Origin of the sequence: Mycobacterium sp. SMC-19 (genome assembly GCF_045310815.1) — a bacterium.
In the GTDB taxonomy this organism is placed as follows: domain Bacteria; phylum Actinomycetota; class Actinomycetes; order Mycobacteriales; family Mycobacteriaceae; genus Mycobacterium.
Map to the genome: position 1 here is coordinate 210,306 of NZ_JBJIAM010000005.1, position 18,658 is coordinate 228,963.

Genomic DNA, 18,658 nt, shown 5'->3' on the forward strand with positions numbered 1-18,658 from the left:
CCGCAACGCTGGGCCGTCGCGAAGTGCCCGGTATCCTTAGCAGGTCATGGTCTATCTGGATCACGCTGCCACCACCCCGATGCACCCGCAGGCCATCGAGGCGATGGCAGCTGTGCTGGGGACCGTCGGCAACGCCTCCTCGCTGCATGCCGCGGGCCGCGCCGCGCGTCGTCGCATGGAGGAGTCCCGCGAATCCATTGCAGCAGGGCTGGGCGCACGCCCCTCTGAGGTGGTGTTCACCTCCGGCGGCACCGACGGCGACAACCTGGCCGTCAAGGGTATCTATTGGGCCCGCCGCGACGCCGATGCGCGGCGGCGCCGGATCATCACCACTGAAGTCGAGCACCACGCGGTGCTGGATTCGGTGGGCTGGCTCGCCGAACACGAGGGCGCCGAGATCACCTGGCTGCCCACCGACGCCGACGGGTCGGTGTCACCGGATGCGCTGCGCGAGGAATTGGACGCCGGCCGCGCCGACGACGTCGCCCTGGTGTCGGTGATGTGGGCCAATAACGAAGTCGGAACGGTGTTGCCGGTTGCTGAACTGGCCACGATCGCCGCGCAGTTCGGGGTACCGATGCATTCCGACGCGGTGCAGGCCGTCGGGCAGCTGCCGGTCGATTTCGCTGCCAGCGGGTTGTCGGCGCTGAGCCTGACCGCCCACAAGTTCGGCGGGCCGTGCGGCACCGGCGCACTGCTGATTCGTCGTGACGTGACCTGTGTACCGCTGACGCACGGTGGGGGACAGGAGCGTGACATCCGTTCCGGCACACCCGATGTAGCCGGGGCAGTCGGAATGGCAGCGGCGCTCCAGGTCGCCGTGGGCTCGTTGGAGTCCACCGCAGACCGGGTTACGGGCCTGCGTGATCGGCTCATCGACGGCGTGCTCGCCCGGATCGACAACACCCGGGTCAACGGGTCGCGCACCCAGCGGCTGCCCGGCAACGCGCACTTCACCTTCGCCGGCTGCGAAGGCGACTCCCTGCTGATGCTGTTGGACGCCAACGGAATCGAATGCTCCACCGGATCTGCCTGCACCGCCGGTGTGCCGCAGCCCTCGCACGTGCTGACCGCGATGGGCCTTGACCCGGTCGCCGCCCGGGGATCGCTGCGACTGTCGTTGGGGCACACCAGCGTCGACGGTGATGTCGACGCCGTGCTGGCGGTGCTGCCCGGCGCGGTGAACCGGGCCCGCCATGCGATGCTGGCCGCCGCGGGGGTAGCGCGATGAAGGTCGTCGTGGCGATGAGCGGCGGAGTGGACTCCTCGGTGGCGGCGGCCCGCATGGTCGATGCCGGCCACGACGTGGTCGGCGTGCATCTGGCACTGTCGCGTAATCCGGGCACCCTGCGCACCGGCTCGCGCGGCTGCTGCTCGCGGGAAGACTCCGACGACGCCCGTCGCGTCGCCGACGTGCTGGGCATTCCGTTCTATGTGTGGGATTTCTCCGAGCAGTTCAAGGACGAGGTGATCGACGATTTCGTCGAGTCCTACGCCCGCGGCGAGACACCCAACCCGTGCATGCGGTGCAACGAGAAGATCAAGTTCTCCGCGGTGGCCGCCCGAGCGCTCGCCCTGGGCTTCGACATGGTCGCCACCGGTCACTACGCCCGGCTGGCCGGCGGTCGACTGCGCCGCGCGGTGGACCCCGACAAGGACCAGTCCTATGTGCTCGCGGTGCTCTCGGCAGAGCAGCTCCGGCACGCGGCGTTCCCGATCGGGGACACCCCCAAGCCGCAGATCCGTGCCGAAGCCGCCGAACGCGGCCTGGCGGTGGCGAGCAAGCCCGACAGCCACGACATCTGCTTCATCCCGACCGGCGACACCCGCACCTTCCTCGGGGGGCACATCGGGGTACGGCCCGGGGCCGTGGTGGACACCGGCGGATCGGTGCTGGCGCAGCACGACGGAGTGCACGGTTTCACCATCGGTCAGCGCAAGGGTCTGGGCATCGCTGGGCCCGGCCCGGACGGCCAGCCGCGCTACGTCACCGGTATCGACGCCGCGACCGGCACCGTCACCGTCGGATCGGCCGCCGACTTGCGGGTGGTGGAGCTGACCGGGCGGGCACCGGTGTTCACCTCCGGGCAGCCGTGGCGCGGCCCGGTCGAGTGCGAGGTGCAGGTGCGCGCCCATGGTGAGACCGTCGGCGCGGTCGCCGAACTGGTCGGCGACATGTTGCAGGTGCGACTGCGCGAGCCGTTGCGCGGCGTGGCCCGCGGCCAGACCCTGGCCTGCTACCGCCCGGACGCGCACGGCGACGAAGTGATCGCCAGCGCCACCATCGCCGCCACCGGCGCATAACTCCAGCTTTCAGCGCCGAACGTGTACTGAGTGCGACGATCCGGCGATTTTCTCGCCCTGGATGCACGTTCGGCGTGCGGAAGCGCGCCTAACCGGGCACCGCCGAAGCCATATTCGTCACCACCAGGTCGGCGTCGGCCTGCGAAAAGCCGCAGTAGGTGACCTCCAACAGCACCACCGACTTGACCTGGTAAGCCCGGCCACAGGCACCGGCGTGGGTGCGCAGGGACTCCTCGTCGGAAGCCCAGTCGCTGACCAGTCCCGGCCCGGCAGCGGTGTCAGCGCACTCGGCGACCGTGTTCACCAGCGTGTCGAGAGCGTGGTGGGCGGCCTCGGTGTCGGGATAGACGGCCGCGCCCTCGGAGACCAGCGCGGCCTTGGGCGGGTACTGGTAGGTGGTTTTGTGGAAACGCGTCGCGGCGGATCCGAACACCGCGGTCTCGGCGAAGATGAAACGGCACGGCGGCGGGATGGTGGCGGCGAGGTCGTCGATGTCGGTTGGAGAGCTGGAATCCATGGTGGGGATGACCGTCAGCTGCTCGTCGGCGCCGACGATGGCCCGCATCCGGGGCGTGCCGAGCATGATCCGGCCGAGATCCACGACGCCGGCGGGCGCCGGCAGCGCCACCGGTGGCAGCGCGGTCCCGTCGACCAGCCGGGTGCAGCCCACCACCGCTGCTGTCACCGCCCAGATCGGCACCAGCCGCGACATCCTCACCATCGAAGGCTAGCCCGCCGTACCCGGGGCCATGTCACTTCAATACGGTTGCCCGGTGAGTGCTTTCGCCACCGGGACCGGATTGGGGTCGTGGCCGGGCACCTCGGCGCGTGCGGCGGCCGAGGTGGTGGTCGGTGAGTTGGGTGGCAGCCTGGCCCACCTGGTCGAGCTGCCAGGGCGTGGCGTGGGCGCCGACATGATCGGTCGGACCGGCGCGCTGCTGGTCGACATCGCCATCGACACCGCCCCGCGTGGCTACCGGCTGGCGGCGCGTCCTGGAGCGGTGAGCCGGCGCGCGGTGAGTCTGCTCGGTGAGGACGCCGATGCGCTGGAAGAGGCGTGGGAAGTCGCCGGCCTGCGCGGTAGCGGGCATCCGGTGAAGGTGCAGGCGGCCGGTCCGTTGACTCTGGCCGCGGAGGTGGAGCTGGCCAATGGGCACCGGGCGATCACCGACCGCGGTGCGATGCGTGACCTGGCCGCGTCGCTGGCCGAGGGCCTCAAGTCACACCGCGCCGAGCTGTCTCGCCGGCTCGACACACCGGTGATCGTGCAGCTCGACGAGCCGTCGCTGGCCGCCGCGGTGACCGGCCGGCTGGCCGGCGTGACCGCGTTGAGCCCGGTGGCCGCCATCGACGAGGCGGTGGCCAGTGCGCTGCTCGACGGCTGTGTCGAAACGATCGGGGGCGAGGTGCTGGTGCACAGTTGTGCATCGGGACTTCCGTGGAATGTGTTGCAGCGCAGCGCTATCACTGCGCTGGCGTTGGACTGCACCGCGTTGGAATCCGCCGACTACGACCAGATCGGTGCCTTCGTCGACTCCGGCCGCACCGTGGTGATGGGACTGGTTCCCGCGCTGGCGCCGGTGCGGACGCCCGACGTTGAAGAGCTGGCGACCGCGGTTGCAGCGATCACCGACCGGATCGGATTCCCCCGCTCGGTGTTGGCGCAGCGGGTCGGGATCAGTCCGGTCTGCGGGATGGCCGGTGCCAGCGCCGCCTGGGCGCGCGCCGCGGTAGGGCTGGTGCGCAAGGTGGGCGAGGCGATGGCCAGCGACCCCGAGGCGATCTAAGGGCACCAAAAGGTTGCGCATTGATCACCGGCCTGCTGTACTGAAAGGCAACCGGGAGGTTGCATATGAGTACCGATCGTATCGAGAAGCAAGTTGTGCTGCGCGCGACGCTGGACCGGGTGTGGCGTGCGATCAGCGACTCGGGGGAGTTCGGGCAGTGGTTCGGCATCCGGTTCGACGGCCCGTTCGTCGCTGGTACCGCCGTGACCGGGACGATCACCCCGACCAGCGTCGACAGCGAGGTCGCACGGCTGCAGGAGCCCCATGCCGGGAACCGGGGGACCTGGCACGTCGTCGCGGTCGAACCGCAACGGCGGTTCGCCTACCGCTGGCACCCGTTCGCCGTCGACACCGAGGTCGAGGACGAACCGATGACGCTGGTGGAGTTCACCTTGGCCGAGACGCCCGAGGGGGTGTTGCTCACCATCGTCGAGAGCGGCTTCGACGCACTGCCGCCGTCCCGGCGATCGACCGCATTCGAGGCCAACGCCGGCGGCTGGGCGCATCAGGTCAGGTTGGTGCGCAAGTACCTGGAGTTGCAGCGGGCGTGACGAGTATCGAGGCGCCGGTTTTCGACGCGCTCGGCGACCCGAACCGGCTGCGGATCATCGGGCGTCTCTGCGATGGCGGGCCGTGTTCCACCTCGCAGCTCACCCACGCGATTCCGGTGACACGTCAGGCGGCCACCAAACACCTGCAGCTGTTGGAGGCCGTCGGCCTGGTCACCAGCAGCCGTCGCGGCCGCGAACGGATCTGGGCGGTGCAGCCGCGGCAGCTGGCCGATGCCAGCGACTATCTCACCGGGCTGTCGCGCCGCTGGGATGCCGCGACTGAGCGGCTGCGGGCGTTCGTCGAGACGGGCGAGAACTAATCCCCATCCAGGGACCGGATCAACCGCGCCGGCGCGGTCAGCCGAAACGACGCGTCGACCAGCTCACCGACCTCATCCCAATCCACTTCAGCTGCACCGAAATCCAATCCCAGCCAACCGGACGGGCCCAAATACATCGGTGAGAAGAACCGCGGGTCCTGTTCCAGCGCCCGTCGCTCGGACTCGTCGACCTTGACCAGCAGCGCGTGCGGGTAGGGCACCATCGCGCCGGTGGCTTTGCTGTTGCCGCCATAGATCGCGAACATTTTCGGGGCGCAGAACACCGGGCGGCCGTGAGAGATCTTCTCGAAGGCTTCGGGAAAGCCCAGCGCGATGCGCCGCAGCTGCGCCAGACCAGGGTCGTCGTCGTGGAACATGATCGGGTGCGGCATGCCGTCAGGGTAGTCAGCAGATAACCTGCGGTGGTGAGACCAGAGGCCGACAGCGTGACCCCGGACCTCCGGCGGCAGTGGCACGACCTGGCTGAAGAGGTGCGCGAACACCAGTTCCGCTACTACGTCAAAGACGCGCCGATCATCACCGACGGTGACTTCGACGAGCTGTTCAACCGGCTGCTCGCGCTGGAGGAGACGCACCCGGAGTTGCGCACCGCCGACTCGCCGACCCAGCTGGTAGGTGGCGCCGGCTTCACCACGGAGTTCGCTCCCGCTGAGCACCTGGAGCGGATGCTGTCGTTGGAAGACGTGTTCTCACCCGACGAACTGACGGCCTGGGCGGGCCGGGTCAGCGGTGAGATCGGCGGCGACACCACCTATCTGTGCGAACTCAAGGTCGACGGCGTGGCACTCGGGCTGGTGTACCGCGACGGCCGGTTGAGCAGCGGGGCCACCCGCGGCGACGGCCGGGTCGGCGAGGACGTGACGCTGAACGCGCGCACCATCGCCGACATCCCCGAATTCCTCAACACCGACGGCGAATTCCCAGTCCCGGCCGTACTGGAGGTACGCGGCGAGGTGTACTTCCGGCTGGAGGATTTCGAGACCCTCAACGCCGGACTGGTCGCTGAGGGCAAGGCGCCGTTCGCCAACCCTCGCAACAGTGCGGCCGGATCGCTGCGGCAGAAGAACCCGGCGATCACCGCCCGGCGCAACCTGCGGATGGTCTGCCATGGCCTCGGCTTCGCCGACGGGTTCAGCCCCGAGACCCTGCACGACGCCTACAGCGCGATGAAGTCGTGGGGGCTGCCGGTCTCGCCGCACACCGCCCGCGTCGAGGGCATGGCCGCTGTGGCCGAACGCATCACCTATTGGGGCGAACACCGGCACGACGTCGAACACGAAATCGACGGTGTCGTGGTCAAAGTCGACGACCGGGCACTGCAGCGCCGGCTCGGTGCCACCTCCCGGGTGCCGCGCTGGGCGGTGGCCTACAAATATCCGCCGGAGGAGGCGCAGACCACGCTGCTCGACATCCGGGTCAGCGTCGGACGTACCGGCCGGGTCACCCCGTTCGCGTACATGACTCCAGTGAAGGTGGCCGGCTCCACGGTGAGCCTGGCCACCTTGCACAACGCCTCGGAAGTCAAGCGCAAGGGTGTATTGATCGGCGACACCGTGGTGATTCGCAAGGCCGGCGACGTGATCCCCGAGGTGCTCGGGCCCGTGGTCGATCTGCGCGACGGCAACGAGCGCGAGTTCGTCATGCCGACTCACTGCCCGGAGTGCGGAACGCTGCTGGCGCCGGCGAAGGAAGCCGACGTCGACATCCGCTGCCCCAATTCCCGGTCCTGCCCGGCGCAGCTGCGCGAGCGGGTGTTCCACGTCGCCGGCCGCGGCGCCTTCGATATCGAGGCCCTGGGCTATGAAGCGGCGACCGCGCTGTTGAACGCCGGGGTCATCACCGACGAGGGTGATCTGTTCACCCTCTCCGAAGACGACCTGTTGCGCACCGAGCTGTTCACCACCAAGGACGGCGCGCTGTCCAAGAACGGCCGGCAACTGCTGACCAATCTCGACAAGGCCAAGGCGCAGCCGCTGTGGCGGGTGCTGGTGGCGTTGTCGATTCGGCACGTCGGACCGACCGCGGCCCGCGCGCTGGCCACCGAGTTCGGCAGCCTGGATGCGATCACCACGGCGTCCACCGAGCAGTTGGCCGCAGTCGAAGGCGTCGGCCCCACGATCGCCGCCGCGGTCACCGAATGGTTCGACGTCGACTGGCACCGGGCGATCGTCGACAAGTGGCGGGCCGCCGGGGTACGGATGGCCGACGAACGCGACGCGAGCATCGAACGCACGCTGGAGGGGCTCAGCATCGTGGTGACCGGCTCACTGACCGGCTTCTCCCGCGACGAGGCCAAGGAGGCGATCATCGCCCGCGGTGGCCGTGCGGCCGGTTCGGTATCGAAGAAGACCGCCTACGTGGTGGCCGGCGATGCGCCCGGCTCGAAGTACGACAAGGCCGTCGAACTCGGAGTGCCGGTCCTGGACGAAGACGGATTCCGGGCACTGCTGGAGAACGGACCCGACGTTCCGGAAGACGAGACCCCGGAGGCCGACTAGCGCAGCAGCGTCGCCACGATCCCGGCCAGATAGCCCAACCGGACCACTTCGGCGGGCAGGAAGGCCGGACCTCCAGTGCGGCCCAGCACGACGGCGGTGCGCGGGTTGCCCAACGGCGCGGCCGCCAGGGCGACATCCATCTCCCGCCACACCGCCGGCACCCAGGCGGCGGTGTTGTCCAGGGCGGCGGCCTGCTCGATCGGCAGCCACGGCACCGCGCTGACCTGAGTCTCCGGGATGCCCGCACTGCCGGCGAGCCGGCGGAACGTCCCGTCGTCTCCGTCGCTGCGCAGCACCGCGCACCAGCTGACTCGCAGCACCCGCGGCGCTTCATCGGCCAGTTTCTGCAGTTTGGCGCTGCGGTCACCGGCAGCAGCGACGTGGTCGATTAGCTCGAGTTCGCGGTGCGCGTCCAACAGCCCGGTGTGCGGGCGGAGGCTGTGCACCCGAACCCCGGGCAGTCGTTCGGCGGCGGTGATCAGCACGTCAGGCATCGATCCCTGCGGCAGTTCGACCACCAGGTCGTCGATCGCTGAACCGCTTCCACGCTCGACAACGTCCAGCGACAGGATGTCGGCGCCCACCGAGCCCAGACCCACGGCCAACGAACCCAGGCTGCCGGGGCGGTCGTCGAGTTCGACGCGCAGCAGATAGGAAGGCATGGGCAAACTTTCCCACAGCGTGTCCGGGCACGCCGCGAGTGAGTCTGACTTCACGCGCGCCATCGCACGCTGGCTTTACGCTCGGCGTGAGCGGACGACTAGGCTTTGCACCCGTGTCCCAGATCTCCCGTGATGACGTAGCTCACCTGGCCCGGTTGGCCCGGCTGGCGCTGACCGACGCCGAGTTGGACGGCTTCGCCGGCCAGCTCGATGCGATCCTGACCCATGTCAGCACGATTCAGTCCGTCGACGTCACCGGCGTCGAAGCGACCGACAACCCGCTCAAGGCGGTCAATGTGACCCGGCCCGACGAGATCGTCGCCTGCCTGACCCAGGCCGAGGCGCTGGCCGCCGCGCCGCGCGTCGCCGAGAACCGCTTCGCGGTGCCGCAGATCCTGGGGGAGAGCCAGTGAGTGAGCTGATCCGATCCGACGCGGCCACCCTGGCGGCCAAGATCGCCGCCCGCGAGGTGTCCTCGGTCGAGGTCACCCGCGCCCACCTCGACCAGATCGCGGCCACCGACGACCGGTACGGGGCGTTCCTGCACGTCGGCACCGACGAGGCCCTGGCCGCAGCGGAGGCCGCCGACAAGGCGATCGCCGCCGGCGAGGCGCCGTCGGCGCTGGCCGGGGTGCCGCTGGCGCTCAAGGACGTGTTCACCACCGTCGACGCGCCCACCACCTGCGGATCGAAGATCCTGGAAGGCTGGCGGGCCCCCTACGACGCGACCGTCACCGCGCGGCTGCGCGCGGCCGGCATTCCGATCCTGGGCAAGACCAACATGGACGAGTTCGCGATGGGCTCCTCCACGGAGAACTCCGCCTACGGTCCGACCCGCAACCCGTGGGATGTCGAGCGGGTGCCGGGTGGTTCCGGTGGGGGCAGTGCCGCGGCGTTGGCGGCGTTCCAGGCGCCGCTGGCCATCGGCACCGACACCGGCGGCTCGATCCGCCAGCCGGCCGCGCTGACCGCCACCGTCGGCGTCAAACCCACCTACGGCACCGTGAGCCGCTACGGGTTGGTGGCCTGTGCCTCCTCGCTGGACCAGGGCGGGCCGTGCGCACGCACCGTGGCCGACACCGCGCTGTTGCACTCCGTGATCGCCGGGCACGACCCGCGCGACTCCACCTCGTTGGACGTACCGGTGCCCGACGTCGTCGGCGCCGCGCGTGCCGGGGCCAGCGGTGACCTGTCCGGGGTGCGGATCGGGGTGGTGCGCCAGCTGCACAGCGGGGAGGGTTACCAGCCCGGCGTGCTGGCGTCGTTCAACGCCGCCGTCGAACAGTTGACGGCGCTGGGCGCGCAGATCTCCGAGGTGGACTGCCCGCACTTCGACTATTCGCTGAGCGCCTACTACCTGATCCTGCCGTCGGAGGTGTCGTCCAACCTGGCCCGTTTCGATGCGATGCGCTTCGGGTTGCGGGTCGGCGACGACGGCACCCACAGCGCCGAGGAGGTGATGGCGCTGACCCGCGCGGCCGGGTTCGGTCCAGAGGTCAAGCGCCGCATCATGCTCGGCACCTACGCGCTGTCGGCGGGCTACTACGACGCCTACTACAACCAAGCCCAGAAGGTGCGCACGCTGATCGCCCGCGACCTTGACGAGGCGTACAAGTCCGTCGACGTGCTGATCTCGCCGACGACGCCCACCACCGCGTTCCGGTTGGGGGAGAAGGTCGACGACCCGCTGGCGATGTACCTGTTCGACTTGTGCACGCTGCCGCTGAACCTGGCCGGGCACTGCGGCATGTCGGTGCCGTCCGGGCTCTCCGGCGACGACGGGCTGCCGGTGGGTCTGCAGATCATGGCGCCGGCGCTGGCCGATGACCGGCTCTACCGGGTGGGCGCGGCCTACGAGGTGGCCCGCGGGGAGCTGACGACGGCGATTTAATCGCCGAGCCTGCGGTTAGCGCGGGAAAGTTCGAGTGGAGCTCGCGCTAACTACAGTCTCGGGGCGAGCGACCCGGCAAGATGGGCACTATGCGGATCGGAGTGCTCACCGGAGGCGGCGACTGTCCCGGATTGAACGCGGTGATCAGGGCGGTGGTGCGCACCTGCGACTCCCGCTATGGCTCCACGGTCGTGGGATTCCAAGACGGCTGGCGCGGCCTGCTGGAGAACCGGCGCGTCCAGTTGGCCAATGACGACCGCAACGACCGGCTGCTGGCCAAGGGCGGCACCATGCTCGGCACCGCCCGGGTGAACCCGGACAAGCTGCGCGCGGGCCTGGATCAGGTGAAGCAGACCCTCGACGACAACGGCATCGACGTGCTCATCCCGATCGGCGGAGAGGGCACGCTGACTGCGGCGCACTGGCTGTCGCAGGAGAATGTCCCGGTGGTCGGGGTGCCCAAGACCATCGACAATGACATCGACTGCACCGATGTCACTTTCGGCCACGACACCGCGCTGCAGGTCGCCACCGACGCCATCGACCGGCTGCACTCCACCGCCGAATCTCACCAGCGGGTCATGCTGGTCGAGGTGATGGGCCGCCACGCCGGCTGGATCGCGCTGAGCGCCGGCCTGGCCAGCGGTGCGCACATGACCCTGATACCCGAGCAGCCCTTCGACGTCGAAGAGGTGTGCCGGCTGGTCAAACAGCGCTTCCAACACGGATCGTCGCATTTCATCTGCGTCGTCGCCGAAGGGGCCAAGCCCGCTGCCGGCTCCATGGAGCTACGGGCCGGCGGTGTCGACGAGTTCGGCCACGAGCGGTTCACCGGTGTCGCAGCCCAGTTGGCCGTCGAAATCGAACGACGCGTCAAGAAGGAAGTCCGCACCACTGTGCTGGGCCACGTGCAGCGCGGTGGCACCCCGACCGCCTACGACCGGGTGCTCGCGACCCGGTTCGGCGTCAACGCCGCCGACGCCGCCCACGCCGGCGAATACGGAATGATGGTGTCGCTGCGCGGCCAGGAGATCGGCCGGGTGGCATTGGCCGACGCGGTCCGACAGCTCAAGGTGGTGCCGCAGAGCCGCTACGACGACGCGGCGGCGTTTTTCGGATAGCCCGCGCGTGGCGTGACAACGTCGCTAAATGGCCTCACAATGGTGAGGTTGTGCTTCGTGGTGCCCGATGGACGAAGGCTGGGGGGTGGGTATGGGAAAGATGGCGTTGTCTGTCGCGGTGCTGTGCGGTCTGCCGATGGGACTGGTGCCGTGTATACCGGCCCACGCCAGCGGTGACCAGATCGGCGACTACGTCACCGATCACGGTGGCGATGTGTGCGCTTTCATCAACGACCAGCCGAATCTGGCGGGAGTCAAGCACGCGGTCAGCCACATCCTGGCGACCAGTGGCATGCCCGCGGACCAGACGGGGCGACTGCTGGCCGGATCAGTCATTGCCGACTGCCCCGAGGACGGCCCGCTGGTCGAGGAATTCGTCTGGTACGAAAGGCATCGGGAGCAGAGCAACTCCGGCGTCGGCGTGACGCTGGGACCCTGATCCCCGGGGTGGCCGGCGAACGCCGGTAGCCGTCAGAGGTCGCTCGGGTCGTCGGGCACGTCGACGGCGTAGTCCGCCAGCACCTCCAGGGCGACCACTTCCAGCGTGCGTTCATGGGTGGCAGCTAGCACGACGGGCGCGGCGCAGCCGTCGCGGTGGGCCCGCAGCCAGTTCAGTGCGGTCACGCACCAGCGATCGCCGGGCGTCAGTCCCGGGAACCGGTAGGCCGGCATCGGCGTGGACAGATCGTTGCCGATCGAGCGCTGGTGTTCCAGGAATTCGCCGGTGACGACGGCGCAAATCGTGTGCAGGCCAATGTCCTCGGGCCCTGACGAGCAACAGCCGTCGCGGTAGAAGCCGGTGATGGGGTCGCTGCCGCACGGCTCCAGCGGGCCGCCCAGTACGTTGCGGTCGGGCATGGAGGTCAGTCTAGGGCGGTGTCACCTACCGTGAGGTATGACCGAGCGGAACCGTGAACGGCTGTGGGCGCATATCGATGGCATCTATCGGCAGATTTGCGAGCACCCGTTCGTCACCGGGTTGACCAAGGGCTCTTTGGGGCGCAACCAGTTTCGCTACTACCTCGTGCAGGACGCGCACTACCTGCGCGGCTATGCGCGGGCACTGGCGGTCTGCGCGGCCAAGGCGCCGATCGAGTCGGAGCTGACGATGTTCGCCGAGCACGCCGGCGCGGCGATCACCGCCGAAGCCGAATTGCATGCCGGGCTGCTGGCGGATCTGGGGCTCGATGTCGAAGCTGCCGCGGCCGTGCCGATCGCCCCGACGACCCAGGCCTACGTCAGCTATCTGCTGGCGGTCACCGCATCCGGCTCCTACGCCGAAGCCGTGGCCGCCGTGCTGCCCTGCTATTGGATCTACGCCAGGGTGGGGGAGCACCTGCAGCGCCACGGCTCACCCGAGCCACTGTTCCAGCGCTGGATCGACACCTATGCGGGCCACGAATACCAGGCGGTGGTCGAGGCGGTGCTTACGGTCGCCGACCGAATCGGTGCGCATCTGCCGGCAGCGGAGTGGGAGCTGATGCGCCGGCATTTCCACACCGCCGCGCGCTATGAGTGGATGTTCTTCGACGCCGCCTACCGGATGGAGGACTGGCCGGTGTGAGCAAGTCCGGCCGAGGGGGTCACCTAGACTTTGGTCCCATGACCGCTGCTGTCGCTGAACTGCTCGATTACGACGACGTCATCGCCCGCTTCGACCCGGTTATGGGCCTGGAAGTGCACGTCGAGCTGTCCACGGCCACCAAGATGTTCTGCGGATGCTCGACTGAGTTCGGCGCCGAACCCAACTCCCAGGTGTGCCCTGTGTGTCTTGGCCTGCCTGGTTCACTGCCGGTGCTCAATGCGACCGCGGTCGAATCGGCGATCCGGATCGGGCTGGCGCTGGGCTGCGACATCGCCTCCTGGTGCCGGTTCGCGCGCAAGAACTACTTCTATCCCGACCAGCCGAAGAACTACCAGATTTCCCAGTACGACGAGCCGATCGCATTCAACGGCCACCTGGACGTGCCGTTGGAGGACGGGTCGGTGTGGCGGGTGGATATCGAACGTGCCCACATGGAAGAGGACACCGGCAAGCTCACCCACGTGGGCAGCGACACCGGCCGTATCGAGGGCGCCAGCGAATCGCTGGTCGACTACAACCGAGCCGGTGTGCCGCTGATCGAGATCGTCACCAAACCGATTACCGGTGCCGGTGACCGGGCACCGCAGATCGCCCGGGCGTATGTGACCGCGCTACGGGATCTGCTGCGGGCGTTGGACGTTTCCGACGTGCGGATGGACCAGGGGTCGATGCGTTGCGATGCCAACGTGTCGCTGAAGCCCGCCGGTGCAGCCGAATTCGGCACCCGAACCGAGACCAAGAACGTCAACTCGCTCAAGAGTGTCGAGGTGGCGGTGAGCTACGAGATGCGACGCCAGGGCGCGGTGTTGGCCGGTGGCGGCACCGTGGTCCAGGAGACTCGGCACTTCCACGAGGCCGGCTACACCAGTCCGGGCCGGGCCAAGGAGACCGCGGAGGACTACCGCTACTTCCCTGAGCCCGATCTGGAGCCGGTGGCTCCGTCGGCGGAGCTGGTCGCAGAACTGCGGGAGACCATCCCCGAGCTGCCGTGGCTGGCCCGCAAGAAGATCCAGGATCAGTGGGGCGTCTCCGACGAGGTGATGCGTGACCTGGTCAATGCGGGCGCCGTTGAATTGGTCGCCGCCACCGTGACGGCCGGAGCGTCCAGCGAGGCGGCCCGGGCCTGGTGGGGAAACTTCCTGGTGCAGAAGGCCAACGAGGCAGGCGTCGAACTCGATGCCCTGGCGATCACGCCGAAGCAGGTCGCGGCAGTGGTGGCTTTGGTGGAATCGGGCGAGCTGTCCAACAAGCTGGCCCGGCAGGTGGTCGAAGGGGTGCTCGCCGGCGAGGGCGAGCCCGCCCAGGTGATGGCCGACCGGGGCCTGGTCGTGGTGCGTGACGACTCAGTGATCCAGGCGGCGATCGACGAAGCCTTGGCCGCCAATCCCGATGTAGCCGAGAAGATTCGGGGCGGGAAGGTGCAGGCCGCGGGTGCCATCGTGGGAGCGGTGATGAAGGCGACCAAGGGGCAGGCCGACGCCGCCCGGGTGCGTGAGCTGGTGCTGGCCGCCTGCGGCGGTTAGTCCTGGGCTGCCTCAGCCGACGGTGGCGCCGCCAGTCTGCGGCAGCTGGCGGAAACCCTGGTGGTCGCGGTGGTCGAAGATGAACTGCAGCCACCGGAAGTCGATCAACATTGTGTGGTCATCCTTTTCGCTCGTCGGGCTAGCGTGCGGCGGCGGTGACGTTCTGCGGTGAGTCACTGCTATCAACCCGTTGAAACCCAAGGTAAGCCCGATATTTAAGGCGTCCGGGCGGAGTCAGTAATACTTCTGTGAGAACCGATTGTGCTGACCCGCCGCCCTGGCAAGCACTTCGCCATCAAGGGCCGGGCCGTCGGTGAACTGGCGCTGGACCAGCTGACTCGGCCCTCCTTGCGGGTAGTTGATCACCGGATGAAACGGAAAGGCGTTCTGGCCAGCCTGTACCGCGAGCTGTCCTACAACGATCTGCACCGCAAACTGCGAGTTGCTGCTGGCCCACCCGCTGCACTGACCGGGCAACGCAAAAGTGGCCCCCTTCGCGGTGAAGGGGGCCACTTCTGTGTTGACCGGATTTACACGCTGATGCCGAAGATGTCGGTCACCAGCGAGGCGATGGTGTCGGCCTCGTCGCCCAGGGGGCTGCCCACGCCGTCCCAGCCGAGCGTCATGGCGATGATCTCCTGCAGGCTTTGGAATGCGCCTAGCAGTCCGACGCCTTGACCCTCAATCTCCAGCGGGAAGCCCATGAGACCGGTGGTCAGTCCGAGGCCGTTGATGATCGAGCCGCCGATACCGGGCGAGCTGCCGTCGGAGATCTCGTTGATGAAGCCCTCGACGTCGGTGCCTGTGACACCGGGCGACAGCAGCCCGCCGAAGGTGTAGCTGAGCGCGGTGACGTCCAGGTCCGCGGGCAACAAGCCGGCCTCGGTCAGGCTGGGTAGCAGCGCATCCAGGTTGAGGGTGGCCCCGTTGAGGAGCCCGCCGACCATGTTGGCAGGGATGTTGGCCACGTCCTGCAGTGCCGCGGTCCAGTCCGGGTCGTCGCCGGACAGCGCGGTGCTGATCTCGCTGACGCTGTTGCCCAGCGCCACCAGCGGCGCGATCGACGGGCCGATCGCGCCGATCAACACCCCGCTGAGCGGTGACGCCAGGAAAGAGAGGATCGGTGTGAGCTGGTCGGTGGTGAGCGGGAAATCGTCGGGCATGTACTGGGGCATCACCAGCGTGACCAGTGCCTGCAGAGCGTCGTTGCTCAGCAGCAGCGGTGACATCGTCAGGTCGGTCGCCATGTTGGGCTGCACGATCGCCTCGAAGACCGCCTGCGGGTCGATCGAGGTGCCATTCATGAGGTCAGCGATCAGCTGCTGGAAGGCGACGCCCGGCACCGCGGACATGCTGTCCCACAGGGTGGTGGCGTTGTCCTTGGCGGTGGCGAAGACGTCCTGCCATGCGCCGAACGGGTCGAAGTCCGCGGTCAGCGCCACAGCGGCCGAGTGCGACGCGGTCAGGCCGGGCAGCGGAACGGTGACCGGGGTGGCGGCGACGGCGCCGGCGCCGATGAGCGCGATGCCTGCTGCGACCCACGGAGCGGGGGCAATGTGTTGCATTGGTCTCCTAGTTACGTACGCGTGACGACTGCCACGGCAACGAAAGGCTACTTGAAAGTAGCTTAGGTGCAAATGAACTGACTGCTAACAAAAGCCAAGGTCAGCCCAAGTTCGCCCTAGGTGACCTGGGGATATGTGGATCACGGAAAATTGATTGACAGAGAATTCTCAGAAACTTGGTGTCCGGGAGGCGGAAGTGCGGCTGCTGTGAGTGGACCAAAGTTGCGTCCGGGAGTCTGCGGTCGCCCGTGAACTGAGCCTCAGGCGGCGCCACCTGAGACGGATCAGGGTCGTGGATGCGGTGAGTGATGATGGTGCGCGACCCGGCGCGCGGTTAGTCCTTGTCGTCGTTGGCGCGCGGGAATCCGCCGCCGGACGGGAAGAGTGGGAACACCACGTCGTCGAGTTTCTCGGCATCTCCGGCGGTCTTGTTGACCGTCGCGCCCCAGACGTTGCCGTCCGGCGACATCTTGACGGCCCAGACGTGGCCGTGGGTGTCTTGGCGCATGACCTCGGGTTCGCTGGTGACCGATCCGGTACCGGCAGCCAGTCGCACGGCCACCGTCTGCTTGGTGTTGACCAGGTTGACCAGCACGATGCCATCCATGGCGGCGCAACCGGCGACGCCGGGCTTGTCCGGCCACGTCCACACGGTCGAAACCCGGGAATCTTTGGTGATGCGCTGCAACCGGTCGCCGCTCGGGGTTCGGTCGGTGACGTAGAGCGAGCCGTCAACGTGGTCGATGCACAGTCCACCGCCGGCGCCCATGCCGCTCAGCGCCGTGGTGGGCGCTGCCTGGCCGATGGTCGTGGGTTGCTCGATGCGCAATACCTTCCCGGCGGTCGAGCCGGGATCGGCGGCCGCGGCCGGATTGCCCGCGTCTCCGGTCAGGACCACCAGGGTGGTCGGGCTGGTGAAGATCAGCGCGCCGGTATTGCCGGTCGCGCCCTTGGGGATTCCGGTCAGGATGTCCTTCGGGACGTCGCCGTCGGCGATCCGGATCACCCGGTTGTCGGTCGGCGTGCTGATGTAGGCGTACATCAACCGGTCCTGCGTGTAGGTCGGTGACAGCACGATGTCCATCAGGCCGCCGTCCCCGGCCGGGTCGACGCCGATGACGGTTTTCACCTTGGGTTCGGCGGACAGTGAGACCTCTTTGACCGCACCGGTGGTCCGCTCCGCGACCAGTGCCGATTTGCTGTCGCCGTGCATGATCAGGCCACTGGTGCTCTCGAGGCAGCCCTGCATGACCCCGGGTGCGGGGCACTGCTTCGGGAACGGGTTGGCGGGCAGCGGTGGCGGCGGCGGGGGAGTCGTGGGGGGCGCCATCCCGCGCCGCGGCACGGTGGTGAACGGTTGAGACTGAGCGTCATCGAAGTGCGCGCAGCCGGTCAGAACCAGCAAAGCTGCGCACAGCACGACAGGCACCCGGTGAACCACCCCGCGCATCCGCATGCCCGTCAGGTTACGGACACCGGGTCGGGTTTCGCCACGACGCCCACCGCAGCGCCGCACCGGACCGGATTCGATTCGCTAACGAAGGCGTTCAAATCCCCAATCCCGCCGGGGTTGCCCTTACGCTGGCAGGGTGACCAGTCATGGTGAGGGCTCACACTGGCGTCGGCCGGGTGAGACTGCCGACGCAGGCAAAGGACGTCCCAAGTCGGCACGTCTGGTAGATCCGGAGGACGACATGCCATCACCGACCTACACCGGTGATTTCGAGACCGCAGCCATTCCGGCTTACGACCCCACCGGCTCTCGTGCCGCGGTGGGGACGGGCTACCACCCGCTGCCCTACGCCGAGCCTCAGGTCAACCCCGGCCGTGTCGGAGTCGCTGTCGGCGGAGACGCCGACGCAGACGAGCCGTTCCGGGCGCTGGACCGCCGCGGCACCCAGGATCTCGGTCTGCTGGTGCTGCGGCTCGGTCTCGGAGTGTTGTTGGTGGCCCACGGGCTGCGTCAGCTGTTCGGGTGGTGGGGCGGTCAGGGGCTGTCCGACTTCAAGAGTTCGATTGCTGCGGCCGGCTACCAGCACGCGGACATCCTGACCTACGCGGCTGGGGGCGGCCAGATCGCCGCGGGCCTGCTGCTGGTGCTCGGCCTGTTCACGCCGGTGGCCGCCGCCGGCGCGTTGGCGTATTTCATCAACGGCGTGCTCACCGGTGTCTCGTCGCACAACCAGGGCCGGTTCGATCTCTTCCTGCCCGACGGCCACGAGTACCACGTCATTCTGATTGTGGTGGCAGTGGCGATCGTGCTGGTCGGCCCGGGTCGGTATGGCCTCGATGGCGACCGCGGCTGGGCCCGGCGGCCCTTTATCGGATCCATCGTCGCGCTGGTGCTCGGGATTGCCGGTGGCATTGCGATGTGGGTGTTCCTCAACGGGGCCAACCCGCTGGGCTAGAGATTCAGCGATAGGGGTTGGGCACCCGCCCGCCGCTGGCCTCGGTCAACAGCGGCAGCGTGGCGAAACTGACCGCGGGCAACCGCACAATCTCCCCGTCGCGCAGATGCGCCCGCGCCCACGATCCCCGGGTGAATCCCAGTCCGGCGATGGCATCCCAGTCCACTGCGCGACTGCCGAGCAGGGTTCGCACCCTGATCTGCCGGGCGTCGGCCACGGTTCGCCACCGGGCGATCAATACCGACAGCAATACCGGCAGTGCCAGCAGTGGCGCTGTCAATGGCCACGTCAGCACGGGGATCAGCAGGCCGAGGGCCAGGAAGCCGACCGCGAAGTGGGCCATCGGCGAGATGCGGATCACCAAGGGTGCGGGATCGGGGGAGGGAGAGGCCACCCCCGCATGATGTCACCGCCGGCGTCGT

General features: G+C 68.3%; 21 protein-coding genes. 13 read left to right on the top strand and 8 right to left on the bottom strand.

What is annotated here, in order from left to right:
• Positions 1-46 precede the first annotated feature (46 nt).
• Positions 47-1,231, top strand: a complete 1,185-nt coding sequence (locus tag ACJH5R_RS13190; RefSeq protein WP_406782118.1) for a cysteine desulfurase family protein — start codon at positions 47-49, stop codon at positions 1,229-1,231.
• On the top strand, positions 1,228-2,304 hold the full coding sequence (mnmA, locus tag ACJH5R_RS13195) for a tRNA 2-thiouridine(34) synthase MnmA (RefSeq protein WP_406757445.1): 1,077 nt from the start codon (positions 1,228-1,230) through the stop codon (positions 2,302-2,304). Before ACJH5R_RS13190 ends, mnmA begins: the two co-directional genes overlap by 4 nt.
• Before the next feature lie 88 nt (positions 2,305-2,392).
• Here mnmA and ACJH5R_RS13200 read toward each other — a convergent pair whose 3' ends face one another.
• The gene (locus tag ACJH5R_RS13200; RefSeq protein WP_406782119.1) at positions 2,393-3,025 is read right to left on the bottom strand and encodes a sensor domain-containing protein; all 633 of its coding nucleotides are present in this window, start codon (positions 3,023-3,025) and stop codon (positions 2,393-2,395) included.
• A 52-nt stretch (positions 3,026-3,077) separates the two neighbouring features.
• Between ACJH5R_RS13200 and ACJH5R_RS13205 the strand changes: the two genes are divergently transcribed.
• The 3 genes from ACJH5R_RS13205 to ACJH5R_RS13215 all read left to right on the top strand — a co-directional run bounded on the left by ACJH5R_RS13205 (position 3,078) and on the right by ACJH5R_RS13215 (position 4,962).
• Positions 3,078-4,091 carry a methionine synthase gene (locus ACJH5R_RS13205; RefSeq protein ID WP_406782120.1) on the top strand — a complete coding sequence of 338 codons (1,014 nt, stop codon included), beginning with the start codon at positions 3,078-3,080 and terminating at the stop codon, positions 4,089-4,091.
• A 65-nt stretch (positions 4,092-4,156) separates the two neighbouring features.
• On the top strand, positions 4,157-4,642 hold the full coding sequence (locus ACJH5R_RS13210) for an SRPBCC family protein (protein WP_406782121.1): 486 nt from the start codon (positions 4,157-4,159) through the stop codon (positions 4,640-4,642).
• Entirely contained in the window at positions 4,639-4,962 is a 324-nt protein-coding gene (locus ACJH5R_RS13215; protein ID WP_406782122.1) for an ArsR/SmtB family transcription factor, read from the top strand. The genes ACJH5R_RS13210 and ACJH5R_RS13215 overlap by 4 nt, the downstream gene beginning before the upstream one ends.
• Here the strand turns inward: ACJH5R_RS13215 and ACJH5R_RS13220 are convergent.
• Positions 4,959-5,354 (bottom strand): MmcQ/YjbR family DNA-binding protein, encoded by a 396-nt coding sequence (locus tag ACJH5R_RS13220; RefSeq protein ID WP_406757440.1) that lies wholly within the window; start codon positions 5,352-5,354, stop codon positions 4,959-4,961. The two genes, ACJH5R_RS13215 and ACJH5R_RS13220, sit on opposite strands and share 4 nt — an antisense overlap.
• Positions 5,355-5,384: 30 nt before the next feature.
• Here ACJH5R_RS13220 and ligA point away from each other — a divergent pair, with 30 nt between their 5' ends.
• Positions 5,385-7,481, top strand: coding sequence for an NAD-dependent DNA ligase LigA (gene ligA / locus ACJH5R_RS13225; protein ID WP_406782123.1), 2,097 nt, complete (start codon positions 5,385-5,387; stop codon positions 7,479-7,481).
• Here the strand turns inward: ligA and ACJH5R_RS13230 are convergent.
• Positions 7,478-8,143: an amino acid-binding protein gene (locus tag ACJH5R_RS13230; RefSeq protein ID WP_406757438.1), complete on the bottom strand. Its 666-nt coding sequence runs from the start codon at positions 8,141-8,143 to the stop codon at positions 7,478-7,480. The genes ligA and ACJH5R_RS13230 overlap by 4 nt on opposite strands.
• Positions 8,144-8,256: 113 nt before the next feature.
• On the opposite strand from ACJH5R_RS13230, the gene gatC reads away from it, so the two are divergent.
• The 4 genes from gatC to ACJH5R_RS13250 all read left to right on the top strand — a co-directional run bounded on the left by gatC (position 8,257) and on the right by ACJH5R_RS13250 (position 11,594).
• The gene (gatC, locus tag ACJH5R_RS13235; RefSeq protein WP_406757437.1) at positions 8,257-8,556 is read left to right on the top strand and encodes an Asp-tRNA(Asn)/Glu-tRNA(Gln) amidotransferase subunit GatC; all 300 of its coding nucleotides are present in this window, start codon (positions 8,257-8,259) and stop codon (positions 8,554-8,556) included.
• Complete coding sequence (gatA, locus tag ACJH5R_RS13240; protein ID WP_406757436.1) at positions 8,553-10,034, top strand: Asp-tRNA(Asn)/Glu-tRNA(Gln) amidotransferase subunit GatA; 1,482 nt, start codon at positions 8,553-8,555, stop codon at positions 10,032-10,034. Before gatC ends, gatA begins: the two co-directional genes overlap by 4 nt.
• 89 nt (positions 10,035-10,123) lie before the next feature.
• Positions 10,124-11,155, top strand: coding sequence for an ATP-dependent 6-phosphofructokinase (locus ACJH5R_RS13245; RefSeq protein ID WP_406757435.1), 1,032 nt, complete (start codon positions 10,124-10,126; stop codon positions 11,153-11,155).
• 67 nt (positions 11,156-11,222) lie between these two features.
• On the top strand, positions 11,223-11,594 hold the full coding sequence (locus ACJH5R_RS13250; RefSeq protein WP_406757434.1) for a hypothetical protein: 372 nt from the start codon (positions 11,223-11,225) through the stop codon (positions 11,592-11,594).
• A gap of 32 nt (positions 11,595-11,626) precedes the next feature.
• Here ACJH5R_RS13250 and ACJH5R_RS13255 read toward each other — a convergent pair whose 3' ends face one another.
• Positions 11,627-12,013, bottom strand: coding sequence for a DUF2237 family protein (locus ACJH5R_RS13255; RefSeq protein WP_406757433.1), 387 nt, complete (start codon positions 12,011-12,013; stop codon positions 11,627-11,629).
• A 37-nt stretch (positions 12,014-12,050) separates the two neighbouring features.
• Here ACJH5R_RS13255 and tenA point away from each other — a divergent pair, with 37 nt between their 5' ends.
• Together tenA and gatB are read left to right on the top strand one after the other, a co-directional pair.
• A complete protein-coding gene (gene tenA / locus ACJH5R_RS13260; protein ID WP_406757432.1) occupies positions 12,051-12,719 on the top strand; it encodes a thiaminase II in 669 nt (222 codons plus the stop codon).
• 38 nt (positions 12,720-12,757) lie between these two features.
• A complete protein-coding gene (gatB, locus tag ACJH5R_RS13265; protein ID WP_406757431.1) occupies positions 12,758-14,263 on the top strand; it encodes an Asp-tRNA(Asn)/Glu-tRNA(Gln) amidotransferase subunit GatB in 1,506 nt (501 codons plus the stop codon).
• A 234-nt stretch (positions 14,264-14,497) separates the two neighbouring features.
• Here the strand turns inward: gatB and ACJH5R_RS13270 are convergent, their stop codons facing one another.
• The 3 genes from ACJH5R_RS13270 to ACJH5R_RS13280 all read right to left on the bottom strand — a co-directional run bounded on the left by ACJH5R_RS13270 (position 14,498) and on the right by ACJH5R_RS13280 (position 17,284).
• Positions 14,498-14,776 (bottom strand): hypothetical protein, encoded by a 279-nt coding sequence (locus ACJH5R_RS13270; RefSeq protein WP_406757430.1) that lies wholly within the window; start codon positions 14,774-14,776, stop codon positions 14,498-14,500.
• A gap of 17 nt (positions 14,777-14,793) precedes the next feature.
• The gene (gene gjpA / locus ACJH5R_RS13275) at positions 14,794-15,828 is read right to left on the bottom strand and encodes an outer membrane porin GjpA (RefSeq protein WP_406757429.1); all 1,035 of its coding nucleotides are present in this window, start codon (positions 15,826-15,828) and stop codon (positions 14,794-14,796) included.
• A 334-nt stretch (positions 15,829-16,162) separates the two neighbouring features.
• Positions 16,163-17,284 carry a sorbosone dehydrogenase family protein gene (locus ACJH5R_RS13280; RefSeq protein ID WP_024443383.1) on the bottom strand — a complete coding sequence of 374 codons (1,122 nt, stop codon included), beginning with the start codon at positions 17,282-17,284 and terminating at the stop codon, positions 16,163-16,165.
• Positions 17,285-17,417: 133 nt separating this feature from the next.
• On the opposite strand from ACJH5R_RS13280, the gene ACJH5R_RS13285 reads away from it, so the two are divergent.
• Positions 17,418-18,236 carry a DoxX family membrane protein gene (locus ACJH5R_RS13285; protein WP_406782124.1) on the top strand — a complete coding sequence of 273 codons (819 nt, stop codon included), beginning with the start codon at positions 17,418-17,420 and terminating at the stop codon, positions 18,234-18,236.
• 4 nt (positions 18,237-18,240) lie between these two features.
• Here ACJH5R_RS13285 and ACJH5R_RS13290 read toward each other — a convergent pair whose 3' ends face one another.
• Positions 18,241-18,579 carry a PH domain-containing protein gene (locus ACJH5R_RS13290; protein ID WP_406782207.1) on the bottom strand — a complete coding sequence of 113 codons (339 nt, stop codon included), beginning with the start codon at positions 18,577-18,579 and terminating at the stop codon, positions 18,241-18,243.
• Positions 18,580-18,658: the final 79 nt, after the last annotated feature.

What these genes read in the sequence shown, in the direction of transcription:
- ACJH5R_RS13190 (WP_406782118.1), top strand. Translation starts at nt 47, where the DNA reads ATGGTCTATCTGGATCACGCTGCCACCACCCCGATGCACCCGCAGGCC.
- ACJH5R_RS13290 (WP_406782207.1), bottom strand. Translation starts at nt 18,579, where the DNA reads ATGGCCCACTTCGCGGTCGGCTTCCTGGCCCTCGGCCTGCTGATCCCC.
- ACJH5R_RS13220 (WP_406757440.1), bottom strand. Translation starts at nt 5,354, where the DNA reads ATGCCGCACCCGATCATGTTCCACGACGACGACCCTGGTCTGGCGCAG.
- gatB (WP_406757431.1), top strand. Translation starts at nt 12,758, where the DNA reads ATGACCGCTGCTGTCGCTGAACTGCTCGATTACGACGACGTCATCGCC.
- ACJH5R_RS13230 (WP_406757438.1), bottom strand. Translation starts at nt 8,143, where the DNA reads ATGCCTTCCTATCTGCTGCGCGTCGAACTCGACGACCGCCCCGGCAGC.
- mnmA (WP_406757445.1), top strand. Translation starts at nt 1,228, where the DNA reads ATGAAGGTCGTCGTGGCGATGAGCGGCGGAGTGGACTCCTCGGTGGCG.
- ACJH5R_RS13210 (WP_406782121.1), top strand. Translation starts at nt 4,157, where the DNA reads ATGAGTACCGATCGTATCGAGAAGCAAGTTGTGCTGCGCGCGACGCTG.
- ACJH5R_RS13250 (WP_406757434.1), top strand. Translation starts at nt 11,223, where the DNA reads ATGGACGAAGGCTGGGGGGTGGGTATGGGAAAGATGGCGTTGTCTGTC.
- gjpA (WP_406757429.1), bottom strand. Translation starts at nt 15,828, where the DNA reads ATGCAACACATTGCCCCCGCTCCGTGGGTCGCAGCAGGCATCGCGCTC.
- ACJH5R_RS13200 (WP_406782119.1), bottom strand. Translation starts at nt 3,025, where the DNA reads ATGGTGAGGATGTCGCGGCTGGTGCCGATCTGGGCGGTGACAGCAGCG.
- ACJH5R_RS13255 (WP_406757433.1), bottom strand. Translation starts at nt 12,013, where the DNA reads ATGCCCGACCGCAACGTACTGGGCGGCCCGCTGGAGCCGTGCGGCAGC.
- tenA (WP_406757432.1), top strand. Translation starts at nt 12,051, where the DNA reads ATGACCGAGCGGAACCGTGAACGGCTGTGGGCGCATATCGATGGCATC.
- ACJH5R_RS13280 (WP_024443383.1), bottom strand. Translation starts at nt 17,284, where the DNA reads ATGCGGATGCGCGGGGTGGTTCACCGGGTGCCTGTCGTGCTGTGCGCA.
- ACJH5R_RS13245 (WP_406757435.1), top strand. Translation starts at nt 10,124, where the DNA reads ATGCGGATCGGAGTGCTCACCGGAGGCGGCGACTGTCCCGGATTGAAC.